Below are 16947 nucleotides of genomic sequence, written 5' to 3'. Positions count from 1 at the left end.
CGCTCACCAGCCCCAGTGGCGACGCTGCGCGGCGACGGCCCACGCGGTGATCGTCTCGAGATCGGGGTGGCTCGGCAGCGGGGTGCGGCCCGCTGCCAACCGCTCCTCGATCTCGGCCTGCAGCTGCTCGACGCGGGCGAGCACGTCGGCGAGCTCGGGGACGTCGCCGCGCTTCACGCGCAGCACCTCCGCCCGCTCCGCCTCGGGCATCGGCAGCGTGAGCCGCCCGTCCCTGACAATCTCCAGACCCTGGAGGACCAGCCGCAGCGCGTGCGACGCGTACTTGACGTCGTACCCGTAGCGGGCGACCAGCTCCGCACGCGGCGACCCGCGGCCCTCGCCGAGCAGCCGCTTGCGCTGGCCGTTCATGTAGCCGAGGAACCGGTGCACCGCGCGCTGCGAGAGCACCGCCGGCGCGAGCGCACGCAGCTCCTCACCCAGCGGGGTGAGCACCACGATCGCGTCGGGCGGCGCGAAGAGCGGCAGCAGCGCCGTCGGGTTGCCCTTCGTCGCCAGGTGCAGGTACTTGCGCAGCGAGTAGAGCACGAGGTCGGTGTCGCCGGGCCCGGAGCGGACCCCCTCCGGCTGGGTGCGCCAGACGTAGTGCGGCACGTCGGGCGACATGCCGAGCACCCGCTCCGGCGGCTCCAGGAAGACGCCCATCTCGTCGTGGTCGTCGGTGCCCGCGATCGCGATGCCGTGCACGCCGGAGCCGACGACGGTGCGGAGGATCTCGCCGCCGAGAGCCACCTCCCGCGTGCCGTACTCCGTGTGCTGCGTTGATCGGGTCACGTGCTGGATGGTGGCACGGCCCCCGCGTCGACGCGCTCCGTTTTCGGGTGCTCACCGGGGCCGCCGAACGCGATCCCGGCCAGCCCGAGGCCCATGACCGTCATCGCGGCGGGCATCACCCCGGTGTTGCGTCCGGCGATCATCGCGACACCGAGCAGCACGATCCCGGCCGCCAGGGCCACCGGCGGCGGCATCGGCACGGTGCGCCGCCAGGCCAGCAGGACCGCGAGCACCAACAGTGCGACGAAGATCAGCTGCGCGCCGACCGAGTACACCAGCGGCTCGACGGCCGGCAGCGAGCGAAAGCCCGCGAGGCCGGCCCGCAGCTCGTCGCGCGAACCGGCCTGGAACCCGACCACCAGGTCGACGCCCATCTGCACGATGTTCGCGACCGCGCTGAGGACCACCGCGACGCCCGCAAGGTCGGCGATCACGCTCGGCCGGGCCAGCGTCCGCAGCGCCAACCCGACAGGGATGAACGCAACGAAGCCGACGAGCCACACCACATGCGCGGACGTCCACCAGAACCCCGGTTCGAGCCCGCCGCCGATCGGCCGCATCAAGAGCCAGCCGCCGAGGAAACCTGCCGGGGCCACCAGGAACGACACCCGGGCCACACCACTTCTGATCACGTCTCGATGTTGCGCCTCGACGCGACCGGCGGGCATCGGGGAAGACCCTGGCGCCGACCCGGACCCGCGCGCGCAAATCTCCCCACTGTTTTGGGTGGATGCGCGCCGAAATGGCGCGCAGGTGCCCAAAACGGTGGGGAAGTTGGTCAGGCGGCCGCGGCGGCGCCGCGCAGCGCGCGGTAGACGACGGAGGGCTCGCCGAGGCGACGACGCAGCGCGCGTTCGAGCCCGGCGATCGGGTAGAGGTTCTGCGGGGCGCGGGAATCCTTGTACTCGGTCGACGCGTACCGCACGAGCGTGACCTGGCTGATGTCGGCGAGCGCGACCGCCGCATCCGTCGTGATCTCGGCGCTGCACTCGACCCTCACGACGCCGGCCCACGGCGCTCCCGGCGCGCAGGGCAACCGCAGGTACCAGGTGTGGCGCTCCCAGGAGCTGCCCAGCTTGAACACCGGGGTGCGCTGCCCGGGGCGCAGCATCGCGACCACGCCGCCGAGTCGCGGCGGCAGGTAGTCGCTGCGGTGGCTCTTGACGAAGCCGATCGTGCGCGGCAGGTGCTGGCGCCCGCGCAGCGGGCCGTCGAGGACGAGCAGGTCGTCGGAGCCGGTGTGCTCCTCGCGCGCCGCTGTGGCCGCGACCAGCTCGGTGTCGCCGAGCTCGCGCTGCAGCGCGAGCGACAGGTTCTGTACTGGCGCGATGTCGGGCCGCCCCGACGTGTAGGTCGCGCGGTAGGTGCCGGCGGCGGTGACGACGTCGGCGCCGTCGGTGATCGTCGTGAACAGCCCGCGCCGGACGTGCGCGGCAAGCAGGTGCGCCCCGTCGCCGTCGCAGCAGCAGACCACACCGGCCGCGTAGGACGCGCACAGCGCCGCGGAGGCGGACCCGTCGGGCTCGTCGACCCAGACCTGCGCGTCGACCCGGCGCACCCCGTCGACGAACAGGACGCAGGCGGGCGGCAGCACCCCTGGGGACGGGTCGACCGGCGCCCATTGCTGTGCCGGCACCTCGATGTCGACCGCGACCTCGGCGGTCGACTGCCCCAGCTCGGCGTCGAGGCTGGTGCCGTAGGTGGGGTCCCACGGGTCGACGCTGAACCTCACAGGTTCTCCCGCTCGACGGACGACGTGCGCTGGTCGCGGGTGACGGTGAACCGCACCGGCACGCGTTCGGCCAGCGCCGGCACGTGCGTGATCACCCCGACCATCCGGTCGCCGCGCGCGGCGAGGCTCTCCAGCGTGCTGGCGACCACTTCGAGGTTGGCCTCGTCGAGCGTGCCGAACCCCTCGTCGAGGAAGATCGACTCCAGCCGGGCGGCGCCCTGCGCGGCCAGCCCGGACATCTGCGCGGAGAGCGCGAGCGCCAGCGCCAGGCTGGCCTGGAACGTCTCGCCACCGGAGAGGGTCTTCACGGGGCGCCGCGCGTCGGCGTCGGCGTGGTCGATCACGAGGAACTCACCGCCGGAGTGGGTGAGCTCGAACTGCCCGCCGGAGAGCTCGGCGAGGCTCGCCGAGGCGTCGGCGACCAGCGCGTCGAGCGCAGAGGCCACCAGCCAGCGCGGGAACCCGTCGGAGCGCAGCAGGCTGCCCAGCATCTTCGCGACCTGCTGCGCCGAAGCGGCCTCGTCGCGATCGGCCGCGATCGTCGCGGCCGCAGCACGCCGCTCGACGACCCGGTCACGCAGGCCGCGAGCCCGTTCCAGCATCCCGACGGCAGCCGGGAGCGCCGTGCGGCCCAGCGGGGAGGCCGCAGCGACCGCGTGGGCGGCGAGGTCGTCGGCGAGCCGGCGCTCGGCGGCCGCCAGTGCCTCGCGCCCGGCGGTCGCAGCCTGCTCGGCCGCGGTGAGCTGCTCGGCGCGGGCGCTCGCCGCGCCTGCCGCCCACGCCGTGAGCGTCTCCCATGCCGGGAGCAGTGGCCCGCCCGCGTCCAGGATCGGCGCATCGAGCGCGACGAGCGGGTCGCGCGCGCGGCGCAACGCCTGCCACGCCGCCGCGACCTGCTGCCCGACCTCGGCGGCGGCCTGCTGCGCGGCGCGCGCGGCCGCCCGGGCCGCGCGCAACGCGGCGTCGGCCTTGCGGGCGGCCGACTCCAGCTCCGCCAGCCGTGCCAGCTCCGCCGCGGCTGCCTCGGCGGTGACGGCGCCCTCCAGCGCGGCCCGCAGCTCCGACGAGCGGCGTTCGAGCTGCTCGGCGACGCCGCGCGCCTCCTGTTCCGTGCGCGCCGCTGCCGTCTCCTCCTCGCGCCGCTCCTGCGCGCGGCGCTGGGCGGCGAGCAGCGCGCGTTCGGCGTCGGCGAGCGCGCGCTCCGCGGTGGTGACGGCGTTGCCGGCCTCCGGGAGCGCGGCCTCGCGGACCTCCGCCTCGGCGTGGGCCCACCTGACCAACGCGCCCCAACCGGCAAGCACGTCGTCGTCCTCGACGGCGGGCGCCCCGAACGGCACCAGCGGGTCGCGCGCCGCGCGCAGGCCCGCGGTCGCCGCCGCAACCTCCTCGCGCACCGCCTCGGCCTCGCGTGCGGCGTCCTCGCGGCCACGACGGGCCTTGCGGACTGCGGTGTCGGTCTCCTCCAGCTGCTGGGTGAGCCGATCGAGCGCGGCGAGCGCAGCCTCCAGCTCGGCGGACGTCACCACGGCGCCGGGCTCCTGATCAGGCAGGACCCCGGTCAGCGCGGAACGCAGCCCGGTGATCGTCGACGCGAGGCGGGTGACCTCGGCGACGGCCTGCGCCTGCCCGGCCGCCGCGGCGCTCTCCCGGCGCCGCGCCTGCTCGTGGGCGGCCTCCGCCTCGCGCACGGCCGACTCGGCCTCCTCGAGGTCGGGATCCGGGGCCGCGGCGGGAAGCACCTGGACGGTCTGCTCGCAGACCGGGCAGGCGTGCCCGACCTCCAGCGCCGGTCGCAGCGACGCCGCCAACCCGGCGCGCGCGGAGGCCGCGTTGCGCTCACGGGCATGGTCGAGCCGGTGGCGTGTGGCCGTCACCTCGGCCGTCGCGGCCTCGGCTGCCTTCTGCGCCGCACCGGCCCGCTCGACGGCCACCCGGTGCTGCTCCTCGGCGGCCACCAGCTCGCGGCGATCGCGGCGGGCCTCCTCCAGCGGGCCGCGGGCGGGCGCGGCGGCCAGCGCCTCGCGAGCGTTCGTATCGGCGATCTCGGCTCCGGCGAGCGCGGCGGCGGCCCGCTCCAGCGCGCGGGCCGCGCCGGAGCGGCGGCCGTCGACGGCCTCCAGACCTGCGGGAACGTGCAGGCCCCGCAGGCCGTCGCGCTCGGCGACGAGCCCGGCGACCGTGTCGCGCGCGGCCGTCGCCGCCGCGGTGGCGGCGTCGCGCTCGGCCCGGGCCGCCTCGACCGCCGCGCCCGCGTCGGCAGCGTCGCTCGCGGCCGTCTCGAACGCGGCACGGGCCTTGTCGCGGCGGTCGCGCGCGCCCGGCAGCTCGGCCTCGCACACCGCGAGCTCGGCCCGTTCGCGACGCACCTGCTCCAGCGGCCCCCGCGCCGGCGCGGCGGCCAGCAGCTCGCGCGCGGCGGTGTCGGCCTCCTCCGCGACGCTCGCCCGGTCCCCCGCCTGCTCCAGCTCCGCGGCGACACCGCGGTGGCGGGCGTCCAGCTCGGCCAGCCCGTCGGGCGCGCGCAGCGCGGCGAGCCGGTCGCGTTCGCCGCGCAGCCGCTCGACGGTGGCCTGCGCCGCCTGCAGCTCGGTGGCCGCGGCCGCCAGCTCGGGCACGGCCGCGCCGACCCGCTCGACCAACGCCTCCAGCTCGACGACCCGTGCGGTCGCGACCTGCTCGGCCTCCGCGGTGGCGTCGGCGTAGGCGTCGAGCTGCTCGGTGAGCACCTCCGCGCGCTGCCGCGCCGCGGCGGCCTCGCTGTTGGCCTCGCGGGCGATGACGTCGTAGACGCCCAACCCGAGGATGCGCACCAGCTTCTCCTGGCGCTTGCGCGGCTCGGCGTGGAGGAACTCCGCGAACTCGCCCTGCGGGAGCACCACACACGTGCAGAAATCGCCGAACGGCAGCCCGAGCAGCGTCTCGACGGCCGTGGTCGTCGGGCCGGCGCCGTCGGCGAGCGGCTCGGTCTCCTCGTCGACCGCGCCGAGACCGGCCGGGTCGCGCAGCCGCTCCAACCGGGCGCTGCGCACCGACACGCTGCCGCTGGCCGCCCGCCGCAGCTCCCGGGCGACGACGTAGCGGGCGCCGCCGACGTCGAACACCAGCCGGACCGTGCCCCGCCCGACCGTCGGGGCGAGTGCGAGCGACACCGTGCGGCTGTTGTCCCAGCGCGGCACCGAGCCGTAGAGCGCGAACGTCATCGCGTCGATCACCGTGGACTTGCCGGCGCCCGTCGGCCCGACCAGCGCGAAGTACTCGGCACCGACGAAGTCGACGGTGGTGGGCTCGCGGAAGGCGGCGAACCCCGCCATTTCCAGCAGCACCGGACGCATCAGCCGCTCCCGGACTCGGTGACGCGCTCGTGCAGCCGCCGGAACAGCTCCTCGACGCGCTGGTCGGCGACCGAGCGGGTGCCGAGGTACTCCTTGAACAGGTCGATGGGGCTGCGTTCGGCGCCGCCGCCGGACGGCCGCGACGACTCGACGGGCGCGGCGAACTCGGGGTCGATGCGCACCTCGAGCGCGTTGGGCAGCAAGGCCGTCACCTCCTCCCGCAGCCCGGCGCGGGCCGGTTCCTTCACCCAGACCCGCAAGAAGTCGTCGCCGACGGTCTCACCCAGCTCCGACAGTTCCGCGACCGTGCCCCGCAACGTGCGCAGCCGGCGCCCGGCGGTGATCGGGATGTCGGTGACGCTCGCCGGCGTGCCCGGCGCGGCCTCGACGAGCGTGACGACGGGTGTGTTGTCCTGCTCGCCGAAGTCGACGGCCAGCGGCGAGCCGCTGTAGTGCACCGGGCACTGCGCGGCGATCTGCTGGCGGCGGTGCAGGTGCCCGAGCGCGACGTAGTGCGCGTCGATCGGGAAGATCGCCGCCGGCACCGCGTACTCGAAGATCGACTGCGCGGCCCGCTCCCCACCGCCGAACGTCCCGTTCAGGACCGTGAGGTGGGCCATCACGAGGTTGACGGCGTCGTCGGCGAACCCGGAGGTCAGCGAGCCGAGGATGTCGCGCAGCTGCTGGTCGTAGGCGCTGGTGTTCTGCGCCGGGGTGTTCGTCATCAGCTCGGCGGCGCGCACGGCGTAGCGCTGCGAGAGGAACGGCAGCACCGCGACCGTGCCCCGCTCCCCCGAGGAGCGCGCGGTGAACTCGACCAGCCCGCCCTTGTCGGCGGTGCGCACCGAGCCGACCAGCGTGATTCCCGCGGCGTTGGCCAGCGGCCGGTAGGCGTCGAGGGTCTGCGCGTGGTCGTGGTTGCCGGCGATCGCGATCACCTCGGCGCCGGTGCCGGCCAGCGCCATCAGCGTGCGCACGACCAGCTGCTGCGCCTGCGCGGACGGCGCGGCCGTGTCGTACAGGTCGCCGGCGATCAGCACGGCGTCGACCTCGAGCCGGCGGGCGATCCCCACGATCTCGCGGAGCACCTGCTCCTGCTCCTCGAGCCGGCTGTGGCCCTTGAGCGTCTTGCCGACGTGCCAGTCGGCGGTGTGCAACAGTCGCATCAGGCCGTCATCGTAGGTCGCGGCACCGACAGCGCCGCGCCGCCGCGCCGCACACTCGTCGACCCGGACCTCAGCGGAACTCAGCCCTCGGGCATCCACCCGCTCGACCAGCGCTCCTGCGTCCTTTTCGCCGCCTCGTCGCCCTTGAACCGGCGGATCAGCTGCACCTGCGCCGCTACTGCGATCCGGTCCGTCGCGTCAGGTGGCACCCGGAGCTTCCGACGCAGCTGCGAGCGCCCCAACACCGCGGTGGTGAGGGCTTCCTTCCACCCGTCGGGCCCGGTCATCGCGGCGATCCGCTCGGGCCCGATCAGCGCGACGTGCCGGTCGTACCATTCCAGTGCTCCCCTGGGATCACCGTTCGCGGTGAGCTGCTCGGCCGCGATCCTGCACTCGTCGGCGTCCAGGTCCGGGTCTGCCGCCAGCGCCGCCAGCTGTTGGTCGGCCTCCGCGGGTCGGTTCTCGATGATCGCGAACAGCGCCAGCACCACGCGTGCGTAGCCGCGATCCCTGTCGACGTACCTGCCGCCGTCCTCGGCCAGCTCGGTGAACAGCCGCACCGCCCGGTCGCGGGCTCCGGTATCCATCCAGTGCCGGATCGCGTCGCTCAGCAGCAAGTCGTTCCCCGCCAGCAGCTCGAACACAACGCCGGGGCTCGCCAGGATCTCTTCGTAGATCTCGGCGGGATCGTCGTCGGCCTCGTCGTCAGGGTCGTCGAGGTCGTCGGGGTCGACCGGATCCATGGGCGAACGATATCGAGTGCTGCCCGACGGCGTGCTTGATACGGTGAACCACGTGCCAGGCATGTTGTTCTTTCTCTGATACCGCCTCTCGGGAGCTCCGGCGGCGCTGACGCGTGCGCGCTCCCACTCGGTGACATCTGGTCATTCACTCCCGAGATGGTGGAACAACCATGCAGAACGTTCTGCGTACCCGTGCACGAACATTCCAGGTCGTCCTGGACGACATCACCCGTGCGCCCGGCGGCCGGCGGCTGCTCGACGGCGTGCGCCAGTCCGTCGCTCTCGGCGAGCGCATCGGGATCATCGGCGAGAACGGGTCCGGCAAGTCGACCTTGCTGCGGCTGCTCGCCGGTGTCGACGCGCCCGACGGTGGCACGATCGGCGTGCACGCGCCGGGCGGGGTCGGCTACCTGCCGCAGGTGCCCGACCTGCGGCCGGACGACACCGTGCAGGACGCGATCGACCACGCGCTGGCCGAGCTGCGCTCGCTGGAGGCCGGCATGCGAGCCGTCGAGTCGGCGCTGGCCGACGCCGATGATCTCACCGGTCTGCTCGCCGAGTACGGCGAGCTGACCGAGGCGTTCGAGGCCCGCGACGGGTACGCCGCCGACGCGCGCGTCGAGGCGGCCTTGCACGGGCTCGGGCTGGCCGCCGTCGACGGCTCCCGGCTGCTGGGCAGCCTCTCCGGGGGCGAGCAGGCCCGGCTCGGGCTGGCGTGCGTCCTGGCCGCGGCGCCGCAGCTCATGCTGCTGGACGAGCCGACCAACCACCTCGACGCCACGGCGTTGGCGTGGTTGGAGGAGCACCTGCGCGGCCACCGCGGCGCGGTCGCGGTCGTCTCGCACGACCGGACGTTCCTCGAGCGGGTCGCAACGGCGTTGTGGGAGGTCGACGCCGACCGCCACGTCGTGCACCGCCACGGCGGCGGCTACGCCGGGTACCTGCAGGCCAAGGCGACGGCGCGGCGGCGGTGGGAGCAGGAGCACGAGGAGTGGGTGGAGGAGCTGGGACGCCAGCGCGAGCTGGCGCGCAGCGCCGCCGACCACCTCGTCGCCGGCCCCCGGCACAACACCGACCGCATCAACGGCCGGCACCAGCGCAACGTCGAGAAGCAGCTCTCCGCGCGGGTCCGCAACGCGAAGGAGCGGGTCCGCAGGCTCGAGGAGAACCCGGTGCCGCGGCCGCCGCAGCCGGTGCGGTTCACCGCGCGGGTGCACACGGCCGCCGAGGGAACCGCGCCGGCCGAGCTGCACGGCGTGCAGGTGGGCGGCCGGCTCGACGTCCGGGAGCTGACGGTCGCCCCTGGCGACCGGGTGCTCGTCACCGGCGCGAACGGTGCCGGCAAGAGCACCTTGCTGCAGGTGCTGGCGGGTGAGCTGGAGCCCGACACCGGGCGGCTGGGGCGGCCGCGTTCGATCGGGTGGCTCCCGCAGGAGTCGCCGGTCGACGACCCGGACGAGAGCCTGCTCGACGCGTTCGCAGCCGAGTTGGACGGGCCGGCCGACGAGCACCGCGGCGCGCTGCTCGCGTTCGGGCTGTTCCGGCCGGTCGACCTCACGGTGCCGGTCGGGAAGCTCTCGGTCGGGCAGCGCCGGCGACTCGCGCTGGCCAGGGTGCTGCGCAGGCCCGTCGACCTGCTGCTGCTCGACGAGCCGACCAACCACCTCTCCCCCGCGCTCGTCGAGGACGTCGAGGAGGCGCTCGCGCACTACCGCGGCTCCCTGGTGGTGGTCTCGCACGACCGCCGGTTCGCCGAACGCTTCACCGGGCGGACGGTGCGGATGGCCGGGGGCAGCATCGTGGCCTGAAGCTTCCCCACCGTTTTGCCAACCTGCACGGCCCTGGGGTTGTGCAAGTAGGCAAAACGGTGGGGACCTTTCGTGTCTGCGGGACCACCAAGCGCCAACTTCCCCGGGTCTAGATGCGTGGCTTGACCTCACGGTCGAAGATGCCGGTGAGGGTGGTCTTCAGCGCCGCGAGCTCGGTGGCGACGTCGGCCTGCTGGGTGAGGATCTTCGCGCAGGTCTTGGCCATCTCCTGGTCGGCGCCGGGGAAGAACACCCTGGCCCGGTCCTGGACGCGGGTCACGGCCAGCTGGTCGATCGCGATCTTGCTGAGCGGCGACTTCGCGATCAGCCCGGCCGTGTCGGCGGACGTCCGGACGGGCATGTAGCCGGTCGCGCCCGCGAACGTCACGGTGTTCTCCGGCGAGGTGAGGAACTTGAGGAACGTCGCTGCGGCGAGCTGGCGCTCCTTGCTGATCGCCTTCGGGATGCCGACCCCGGCGCCGCCGGTCGGGCAGACCGGTGACGTCGCGGCGGGGCCGCCGGGCAGGAAGCCCGCGCCGACGTCGAACTTCGCCGCCTTCAGGATCCCGACGAGGCTGCCCGTCGAGCTGACGGTGGCGCTGACCGCGCCGGCGGAGAGGTCGTCCGCGGAGTCCTTGCTGGCCACGCCGGCCCACTTGCCGGTGTAGACGGCGTCCTGCAGGAAGCGGATGGCGCTGACCGACTCCGGGCTGTCGCACGTGACGTCGAAGTCCTTGCTCCAGCCGCCGCCGTGGCCCCAGAGCACGTTCTGGAAGGTCCACCCCGCGTACCCGGCGAGCGCGGGGAGCTGGAACGGGTGCTGCAGACCGGCGTTGGCCGCCTGCAGCTTCGGCGCCCACTCGGCGAACTCCGCCCACGTCGCCGGCGCCCGGTCGGGCAGCCCGGCGGCCGCCCAGTGCGCCTTGTTGTAGTAGAAGAGCGGCGTGGAGCGCGCCCACGGCAGCGCCCACTGCGCGTCGCCGTACTGGTAGTCGGCCAGCAGCTGCTGACGGTAGTCGGCGGTCTCGATGCCGACGGCCGAGATCAGCGCGTCGAGCGGGATGATCGAGCCGAGCATCTTGTAGCGGAACCACCACACGTCGGAGAGCACGACGAGGTCGGGCAGCGCGCCGCCGGTCTGCGCGGTCTGGAACTTCTGCGCGATCTCCTCGTAGTCCTTGCCCGCCGAGACGAGCGAGACCTTGATGTCCTTCTGCGAGGCGTGGAAGGCGTCGATGATCTGCTGGGTGACGGCCTGCGAGCCGCCGGGGTTGTTCGACCAGAAGGTGATCTCGGGCGCGGGCTTCACCCCCGTGTAGTCGAGCTGCTCCGGGGCGGCCGGGCCGGCGCCGGGTGCCGTCGTCGTCGGCCCTCCGCACGCGGCGAGAGCGGCGGTGATACCGGCGGCGCCCGCGATGCGCAGGAAGCCGCGCCGGTCGACGTACTGAGTGGTCACGGAAACGCCCTTCGGTTTCTGGGTGGGGGGGTTCAGTCCTTGACCGCGCCCTGGGTGAGCCCGGCGATGATGTAGCGCTGCAGGGCCGTGAAGACGATCAGCACGGGCACGATGACCGCGACGGAGCCGGCCATCAGCAGCCCGTACGCGTCGGCCCCGCTCTCGCTGTTGACCAGCAGCGTCAGCCCGACCGGCAAGGTCATCATCTCCGGGTTGCTGACGATCACCAGCGGCCAGAGGTAGTCGTTCCACTCGAAGACGATGCTGACCAGCGCGACGGTCGCGATGCTCGGCGCCGAGATCGGGACGACGATGTTCACCAGCCGCCGCCAGTGCCCGGCGCCGTCGATCTCGGCCGCCTCGAGGATCGACATCGGCAGCGTCATGAAGTGCTGGCGCAGCAGGAACGTGCCGAAGCCCGTGCCGAGGCCCGGCAGGATGATCCCCCAGTACGTGTCCGCCCCACCCAGCCCGCTGACCAGCAGGTAGTTGGGAAGCAGCGACACCTGCGGCGGCACCATCAGCGTCGCGAGAATGCCGGCGAAGATCAGGTTCTTCGCCGGGAACCGGACGAACACCAGCGCGTACGCCGTGCAGATCGCGAGCGCGACCTTGATCGCCGCGCCGACGACGGTGACGATCGTCGAGTTCAGGAACAGCCGCAGGAACGGCACCTTCTCGGCGGCCGCGACGTAGTTGTCCGGCGCGAGGCTGCTCGGGAACAGCCGGACGTCGGTGGTGATCAGCTCGCTCGGTGTCTTGAACGACGAGAGCAGCATCCAGAGCAGCGGGAGCGCGACGAGCGCGACCGCCAGCACGAGCGGGATGTACGCGCTGACGGCCGCCGCCACCAGGTTGCGCGGCGCCAGCGGATGCGCGACCGGGGCGGTGGGCGGCGCCGGCGGCTGTACGACGGTCGTGGTCACCGGTAGTGCACCCGCCTCTCCAGTACGAGCACCTGCACCAGTGTCAGCACGACGAGCAGCGCGAACAGCACCGTCGACACCGTCGCCGAGTAGCCGGCGCGGTTGTAGCCCCCGAACGCCTGCAGGTACGCCTCGTAGATCAGGGTGGTGGTGCCGGTACCGAGCGGCGTCATGATCCGGATGATGTCGAAGGCCTGCAGCGAGCTGAGCACGCTCGTGATCAGCAGGAAGAACGTGGTCGGCGAGAGCAGCGGCAGCACCAGCGAGCGGAACGTCCGCCACGGGCCGGCCCCGTCCAGGGCGATGGCCTCACGCAGGTCCTGCGGGATGGCCTGCAGCCCGGCCAGGTAGATCACCGCGGCGTAGCCGACGTTCTTCCAGATGTAGACGATGATCACCATCGCGAGCGCCAGCGACGGGTCGTTGAACCACTGCGGGCTCGGCAGTCCGATCATGCGCAACAGCCCGGCGAGCACGCCGATCACCGGGTCGAAGATGAAGAGCCAGACCAGCCCGACTCCCACGCCCGAGAGCACGTAGGGCGAGAACACCGCGGCCCTCGCGAAGCCGGAGCCGGGCATCCTGCGGTGCAGCGCGAGCGCCACGAGCAGGCCGAGCACCATCGAGCCGCCGACCGTGGCCGCGGTGAACACCGCCGTCACCGTCGCCACCTGGGTGAAGTCGGACGAGGTGAAGAACTCGACGTAGTTGCCGAAGCCGACCTGCACGGCCGTCGCCGCGCCGAGCGTCCAGTCCAGCGTCGAGAAGTAGATGTTGTTCAGCACCGGGCGGTAGGTGAACGCGACGATGAGCAGGATGTTCGGCGCCGCCAACGCCAGGAACACCAGGAAGTCGTGCCGCTCGCGTTGCCCGAACCGGCGCCGCGTCGTTGCCGCCAAACCGTCCTCCCAGCTCACCGTGCCCTGACCGAGCGGGAACCTCTCAGGTGAATGTGTACGGCCGATGATCCGCAGGATTACGGACCGACAACAAAAGGACTGGACAAAATGCGCTTGACCGCTAAAGACCTGCAGTTTACTGTAGCGCTACAGACCCGCTACCACGGAGAGAGGTTTCGATCATGGACTCGCAGCTCGGAATGTTCCTCGCGACACAGTCGGTGAGGTCGGCGTTCGACGAGGTCCGGCCCGATGCGCCCGCGGTGCCGGAGGTCGAGCGGGCGCCGCGGACGAGGGCTGCGCTCCACGAGGCACGCGCCGCGCTGGCCGGGCTGCTGCTGCGCGCGTCGCAGGCCGTCGCGCCGCCGGCACGCACCCCGTCGGGATGCGTGCCGGCGAGGTAGCGTGGGCGGCGCGATGGGACGGGTGACGCTCAAGACGGTGGCCGAGAAGGTCGGGGTCAGCTCCATGACCGTCTCGAACGCGTTCTCCCGCCCTGACCAGCTCTCGGCACAGCTGCGCGAACGCATCCTCGCCGTGGCGGCCGAGCTCGGGTACGTCGGGCCCGACCCGGCCGCGCGGACCCTCGCCCGCGGCACCACCGGCACGGTCGGCATCCTGCTCACCGAGTCGTTGCGGCACGCGTTCACCGACGAGATCTCCACCGCGTTCCTGGCGGCGATCGCGGACGAGCTGACCCCGAGCGGGTTGGCGCTCACCCTGCTGCCGGCGACGGAGCCCGGCCCGATCGTGCCGGCCAGGGACGTCGCGATCGACGGGGCGCTCGTCTACTCGTGCCGGGCGGACTCCCCGGCGCTCGACTGGCTGCGCCGGCGCGGTCTGCCGCTGGTCTTCGTCGACCAGGCTCCGGTGAGCGGCATCCCGAGCGTCAACGTCGACGACCGCGGGGGCGCCAGGGCCGCAGCGCAGCACCTCGTCGACCTCGGGCACCGGCGCGTCGGGCTGCTCAACGTCGGCGACGAGGAGAGCACCACCCGCCTGAACGACTGGCACTCATCGCGCCAGCGCCGGCTCGGCTGGCTCGACGCGCTGGAACCGGCCGGTGTGACGGTGACGGTCGCGCAGTCGAAGCACTGCAATCAGGACGAGGGCTACGAGCTCGCGAAGAAGATGCTCGCCCGCGACCGCCCGACCGCGCTGCTCTGCTTCTCCGACGCCATCGCCGCAGGCGCGATGCTCGCCGCCGACGACCTCGGGCTCTCGATCCCCGGCGACCTCTCGATCGTCGGGTTCGACGACAACCCGCTCGCCACCCGGCTGCGGCCCGCGCTGACCACCGTCGACCAGGACGTCGCCGGCAAGGGTCGCGCGGCGGCGAACGCGCTCACCGAGGCCGTGCGCCGCCACCGCTCGAACCTCGCCGGCGGCACACCGGCCAAGGTGCGGCACCTGACGCTGCCCACCCGGCTGGTCGTGCGCGACAGCACCGCGGCGGTCACACCTCGCTGAGGCAGAGGGTGTAGCCGGAGAAGTCGCTGGTCTTGCGCTGGACCCCCGTCGTCGCGCCCTCGACGCTCCGACAGGCCAGCTCGACGCCGAGCAGCGCGCTGTCGTTGCGCTCCAGCACCCGGTAGCGGGCGGTCGGGTCGCCGCAGCCGACACGCGTGTAGGTGTCGCCCGACTCGGCGAGGCAGTCGCCGGCCTGCGCGAGGTCGGCCGACGCGTTCGGGTCGGCGTCCTTGGGGGCCAGGCAGAACACGAGCTCGGTGTAGAGGTTGGCGAGCGGCGCGTCGCCGCTCTTGCGCAGCGACCACGCGTAGGACTCGGTCGTACCGGGCACCTTCGAGCACTCCTGCTGGAGGCCGGCGCTGATGCTGGAGCGCTCTTCACGGGCGAGCACCCGGTGCACGGCGTCGGGAGCGCCGCAGTCGACCTTGCGGACGCCGACCGTGTCGGCCGAGGGCGCCGGCGCGTGGACGTCGGTGAGGCAGTCGTCCTTCTTCGCCACGTTGATGGCAGTGGCCGGGTCGACGTCCTTCGGGCCCATGCACAGCTCGCCGCCGACGCGGGAGTCGTAGTAGCTGTAGGTCGTGCCGGCGACGTCGTAGCAGGCGTTGTCCGTGGTCGGGCGCTCCAGCACCCGGTAGGTCGCCGCCGGGTCGGTGCACTCGACGGCGACGAACTGCTCACCGTCGAGCTTCGCGCAGGCGCCCGTCTCCAGCTGCAGGCCCGCGCAGCCCGCCAGCGCGCCGAGCAGCAGCGCGATTGCGGGCACGAGCAGGCACAGGTTCCGGACGATCCGCATGATTCTCCCTCAGATCAGCGTGGGGCCACATCATGGCGGGCGGCGGACCGGCGTCAGAACGGGGCGTCGTCGTCGCTCGCGGTGGCCGGCAGCCGCGCGAACGGATCACGGCGCCCGGCGCCGTTCGTGCTGGCCACAGGCTCGCCGGCGCTCTCGGAGAGGCGAGTGGCCCAAGCCGGGAACGGGAACTCCACGGCGAGCGGCACCGGGATCTCGGGCTGCGAGACGAACATCGTGCCCGGTTTCGCGAGCGTTGCGCGGGTGCGCTGGGACGCCGGGAGGAAGCCGTACTCGGGGCGGCCGGCCTCCGCGGGGTCGAGCCTGCCAACCACCTTGATCGAGGAGTTGGAGACGATCCGGCGCTCCACCTCGCTCGCGGTCTGCTGGGCGCCGATCAAGATGATCCCGAGCGAGCGGCCGCGTTCCGCGATGTCGAGGAGGACCTCCTTGATCGGGCTGCCGCCCTCCCGCGGGGCGTACTTGTTCAGCTCGTCGATCATCGTGAAGAGCAGGCCACCGGCCCCGGCGGCCTCCTTGCGGGCGGTCTCCGCGGCGAGCACAACGCCGACGACGAACCGCTGCGCCCGCTCGGGCAGGTTGTGCAGGTCGACGACGGTGACCTGCTGCCCCTCAGTGCTCACGCGGCGGCCCGGCGCGTCGGCAAGGTCGCCGCGGACGAGCGTGCGCAGCGGCTTCTGGCTGGAGCGGAGCCTGCGCAGGAACGCGTTGACCGTGCCCGTGCCGGTGACGGGACCGGCCCAGTCCTTGCGGGCCTCGTCGTCGGTGAGCCGGTCGGACACGAAGTCGATCAGATCGCTGTAGGTGCGCAGCACCTGGCCGTCGATGGAGACCGCGCCATCGCCGACCGGGACGGCCTCGCGGCGCAGCTTCGCGGCGACCTGGTGGATCACCATCGTGTACTGGTTGCGCTCGTCCTCGGCGTCGGCGAACACGTACGGGAGCAGCTCGCCGGCGCAGAACTCGGCGAGGGTCCACCAGAACGCGTGGACGCCGCTGGTGCGGCCGGTGACGTGCGGGCGGCCGGTCGGGTCGTCGGGCGTGGGCGGCGCGAACAGCCCGACCGACGCGAACGGCTCCGCGGCGAGCCCGAGCGTCGCGTACGTGGCACGCAGGTCGGCGCCCTCGGGGGCGTCCAGGCGGGTGTTGCGCTGGTCGAGGAACAGCAGGTCCTCGCCCTTCACGCTGAACACCAGCGCCTTCGCGTTGACCGACTTCTTGCCGAGCACGCCGCTCGTGAAGATCGAGTAGAGCAGGAAGAGCGCGAAGCTGGTCTTGGTGGCGACGCCGGAGATGCCGCTGATCGACACGTGGCCGCCGCGGGTGCCGTCGAGGAACTCCAGGTTCACGTAGATCGGGGCGCCGTCGCGGCCGATCCCGACCGGCACCTTCTTGTCCATCTTGTCGAAGTAGAGCGCCTGCGCGCGCTCCTCACCGCTGGCCCGCTGGACCGTCGCGCCCGGCGTCGGCGGCACGTAGCACTCGGGCTCGACGCGAGTGGTGGTGACCTCGGCGATCTCCTGCACCTGCGCCGGCAGCACGCCGTCGGCGATCAGGAAGACGTCGGAGCCGAACGTCGCGCCTTCGTGCCGGGCCCTGACCTGGGTCACGACCCCCGAGGTCAGCACCGGGCCGACGCCGGGCACCAGCCGGAGCGTGACGACGACGTCGTCGAGCTGGAGGTAGGCGTCGGGCCCGAGCGCGACGCTGAACTGCAGCGGCGTGGAGTCCTCGGTGCCGACGACGCGACCGACGGTGTCGCCCGGCGGCTCGGTGACCCCGCGGCGCCTCGCTGGAGCGGTCATCGGC

14 protein-coding genes are annotated in these 16947 nt (G+C 73.1%); 3 read left to right on the top strand and 11 right to left on the bottom strand.

Going from position 1 to position 16947, the window contains the following annotated elements; genetic code table 11:
• Positions 1-3 precede the first annotated feature (3 nt).
• From LL648_RS26130 to LL648_RS26105, 6 genes are all read right to left on the bottom strand, one after another.
• Positions 4-792: a nucleotidyltransferase domain-containing protein gene (locus LL648_RS26130; protein ID WP_232665375.1), complete on the bottom strand. Its 789-nt coding sequence runs from the start codon at positions 790-792 to the stop codon at positions 4-6.
• Entirely contained in the window at positions 789-1424 is a 636-nt protein-coding gene (locus LL648_RS26125; RefSeq protein ID WP_232665374.1) for a hypothetical protein, read from the bottom strand. The genes LL648_RS26130 and LL648_RS26125 overlap by 4 nt, the downstream gene beginning before the upstream one ends.
• 146 nt (positions 1425-1570) lie before the next feature.
• On the bottom strand, positions 1571-2524 hold the full coding sequence (locus tag LL648_RS26120) for a hypothetical protein (RefSeq protein ID WP_232665373.1): 954 nt from the start codon (positions 2522-2524) through the stop codon (positions 1571-1573).
• Complete coding sequence (locus LL648_RS26115) at positions 2521-5856, bottom strand: AAA family ATPase (RefSeq protein ID WP_232665372.1); 3336 nt, start codon at positions 5854-5856, stop codon at positions 2521-2523. The genes LL648_RS26120 and LL648_RS26115 overlap by 4 nt, the downstream gene beginning before the upstream one ends.
• A complete protein-coding gene (locus tag LL648_RS26110) occupies positions 5856-7022 on the bottom strand; it encodes an exonuclease SbcCD subunit D (protein ID WP_232665371.1) in 1167 nt (388 codons plus the stop codon). Before LL648_RS26110 ends, LL648_RS26115 begins: the two co-directional genes overlap by 1 nt.
• An 80-nt stretch (positions 7023-7102) precedes the next feature.
• Positions 7103-7765 (bottom strand): hypothetical protein, encoded by a 663-nt coding sequence (locus LL648_RS26105; protein WP_232665370.1) that lies wholly within the window; start codon positions 7763-7765, stop codon positions 7103-7105.
• 170 nt (positions 7766-7935) lie between these two features.
• On the opposite strand from LL648_RS26105, the gene LL648_RS26100 reads away from it, so the two are divergent.
• Positions 7936-9573 carry a TlrC/CarA/OleB/SrmB family ABC-F type ribosomal protection protein gene (locus LL648_RS26100; RefSeq protein WP_232665369.1) on the top strand — a complete coding sequence of 546 codons (1638 nt, stop codon included), beginning with the start codon at positions 7936-7938 and terminating at the stop codon, positions 9571-9573.
• A 109-nt stretch (positions 9574-9682) separates the two neighbouring features.
• On the opposite strand, the gene LL648_RS26095 is transcribed toward LL648_RS26100, so the two are convergent.
• From LL648_RS26095 to LL648_RS26085, 3 genes are read right to left on the bottom strand one after another with little or no spacing between them, the layout of a single operon-like run.
• A complete protein-coding gene (locus LL648_RS26095) occupies positions 9683-11029 on the bottom strand; it encodes an ABC transporter substrate-binding protein (RefSeq protein ID WP_232665368.1) in 1347 nt (448 codons plus the stop codon).
• Positions 11030-11061: 32 nt separating this feature from the next.
• Positions 11062-11955 carry a carbohydrate ABC transporter permease gene (locus LL648_RS26090; RefSeq protein WP_232665367.1) on the bottom strand — a complete coding sequence of 298 codons (894 nt, stop codon included), beginning with the start codon at positions 11953-11955 and terminating at the stop codon, positions 11062-11064.
• The gene (locus tag LL648_RS26085) at positions 11952-12854 is read right to left on the bottom strand and encodes a carbohydrate ABC transporter permease (RefSeq protein ID WP_232665366.1); all 903 of its coding nucleotides are present in this window, start codon (positions 12852-12854) and stop codon (positions 11952-11954) included. The genes LL648_RS26090 and LL648_RS26085 overlap by 4 nt, the downstream gene beginning before the upstream one ends.
• A gap of 182 nt (positions 12855-13036) precedes the next feature.
• Between LL648_RS26085 and LL648_RS26080 the strand changes: the two genes are divergently transcribed.
• Positions 13037-13258, top strand: coding sequence for a hypothetical protein (locus tag LL648_RS26080; RefSeq protein ID WP_232665365.1), 222 nt, complete (start codon positions 13037-13039; stop codon positions 13256-13258).
• A gap of 13 nt (positions 13259-13271) precedes the next feature.
• A complete protein-coding gene (locus LL648_RS26075) occupies positions 13272-14324 on the top strand; it encodes a LacI family DNA-binding transcriptional regulator (RefSeq protein ID WP_232665364.1) in 1053 nt (350 codons plus the stop codon).
• Here LL648_RS26075 and LL648_RS26070 read toward each other — a convergent pair.
• Positions 14311-15120: an LppU/SCO3897 family protein gene (locus LL648_RS26070; protein ID WP_232665363.1), complete on the bottom strand. Its 810-nt coding sequence runs from the start codon at positions 15118-15120 to the stop codon at positions 14311-14313. The two genes, LL648_RS26075 and LL648_RS26070, sit on opposite strands and share 14 nt — an antisense overlap.
• Before the next feature lie 53 nt (positions 15121-15173).
• Complete coding sequence (locus tag LL648_RS26065) at positions 15174-16943, bottom strand: ATP-binding protein (protein ID WP_232665362.1); 1770 nt, start codon at positions 16941-16943, stop codon at positions 15174-15176.
• Positions 16944-16947 lie beyond the last annotated feature (4 nt).

Origin of the sequence: Pseudonocardia sp. TRM90224, from assembly GCF_021245725.1 — a bacterium.
Taxonomy (GTDB): Bacteria; Actinomycetota; Actinomycetes; order Mycobacteriales; family Pseudonocardiaceae; genus Pseudonocardia.
The sequence above is the reverse complement of the archived record's forward strand: the minus strand, read 5'-3'. Positions and strand labels throughout refer to the sequence as shown.

Coding starts and splice junctions, on each gene's coding strand:
- LL648_RS26105 (WP_232665370.1), bottom strand. CDS start 7,765: ATGGATCCGGTCGACCCCGACGACCTCGACGACCCTGACGACGAGGCC.
- LL648_RS26065 (WP_232665362.1), bottom strand. CDS start 16,943: ATGACCGCTCCAGCGAGGCGCCGCGGGGTCACCGAGCCGCCGGGCGAC.
- LL648_RS26075 (WP_232665364.1), top strand. CDS start 13,272: ATGGGACGGGTGACGCTCAAGACGGTGGCCGAGAAGGTCGGGGTCAGC.
- LL648_RS26115 (WP_232665372.1), bottom strand. CDS start 5,856: ATGCGTCCGGTGCTGCTGGAAATGGCGGGGTTCGCCGCCTTCCGCGAG.
- LL648_RS26100 (WP_232665369.1), top strand. CDS start 7,936: ATGCAGAACGTTCTGCGTACCCGTGCACGAACATTCCAGGTCGTCCTG.
- LL648_RS26070 (WP_232665363.1), bottom strand. CDS start 15,120: ATGCGGATCGTCCGGAACCTGTGCCTGCTCGTGCCCGCAATCGCGCTG.
- LL648_RS26110 (WP_232665371.1), bottom strand. CDS start 7,022: ATGCGACTGTTGCACACCGCCGACTGGCACGTCGGCAAGACGCTCAAG.
- LL648_RS26080 (WP_232665365.1), top strand. CDS start 13,037: ATGGACTCGCAGCTCGGAATGTTCCTCGCGACACAGTCGGTGAGGTCG.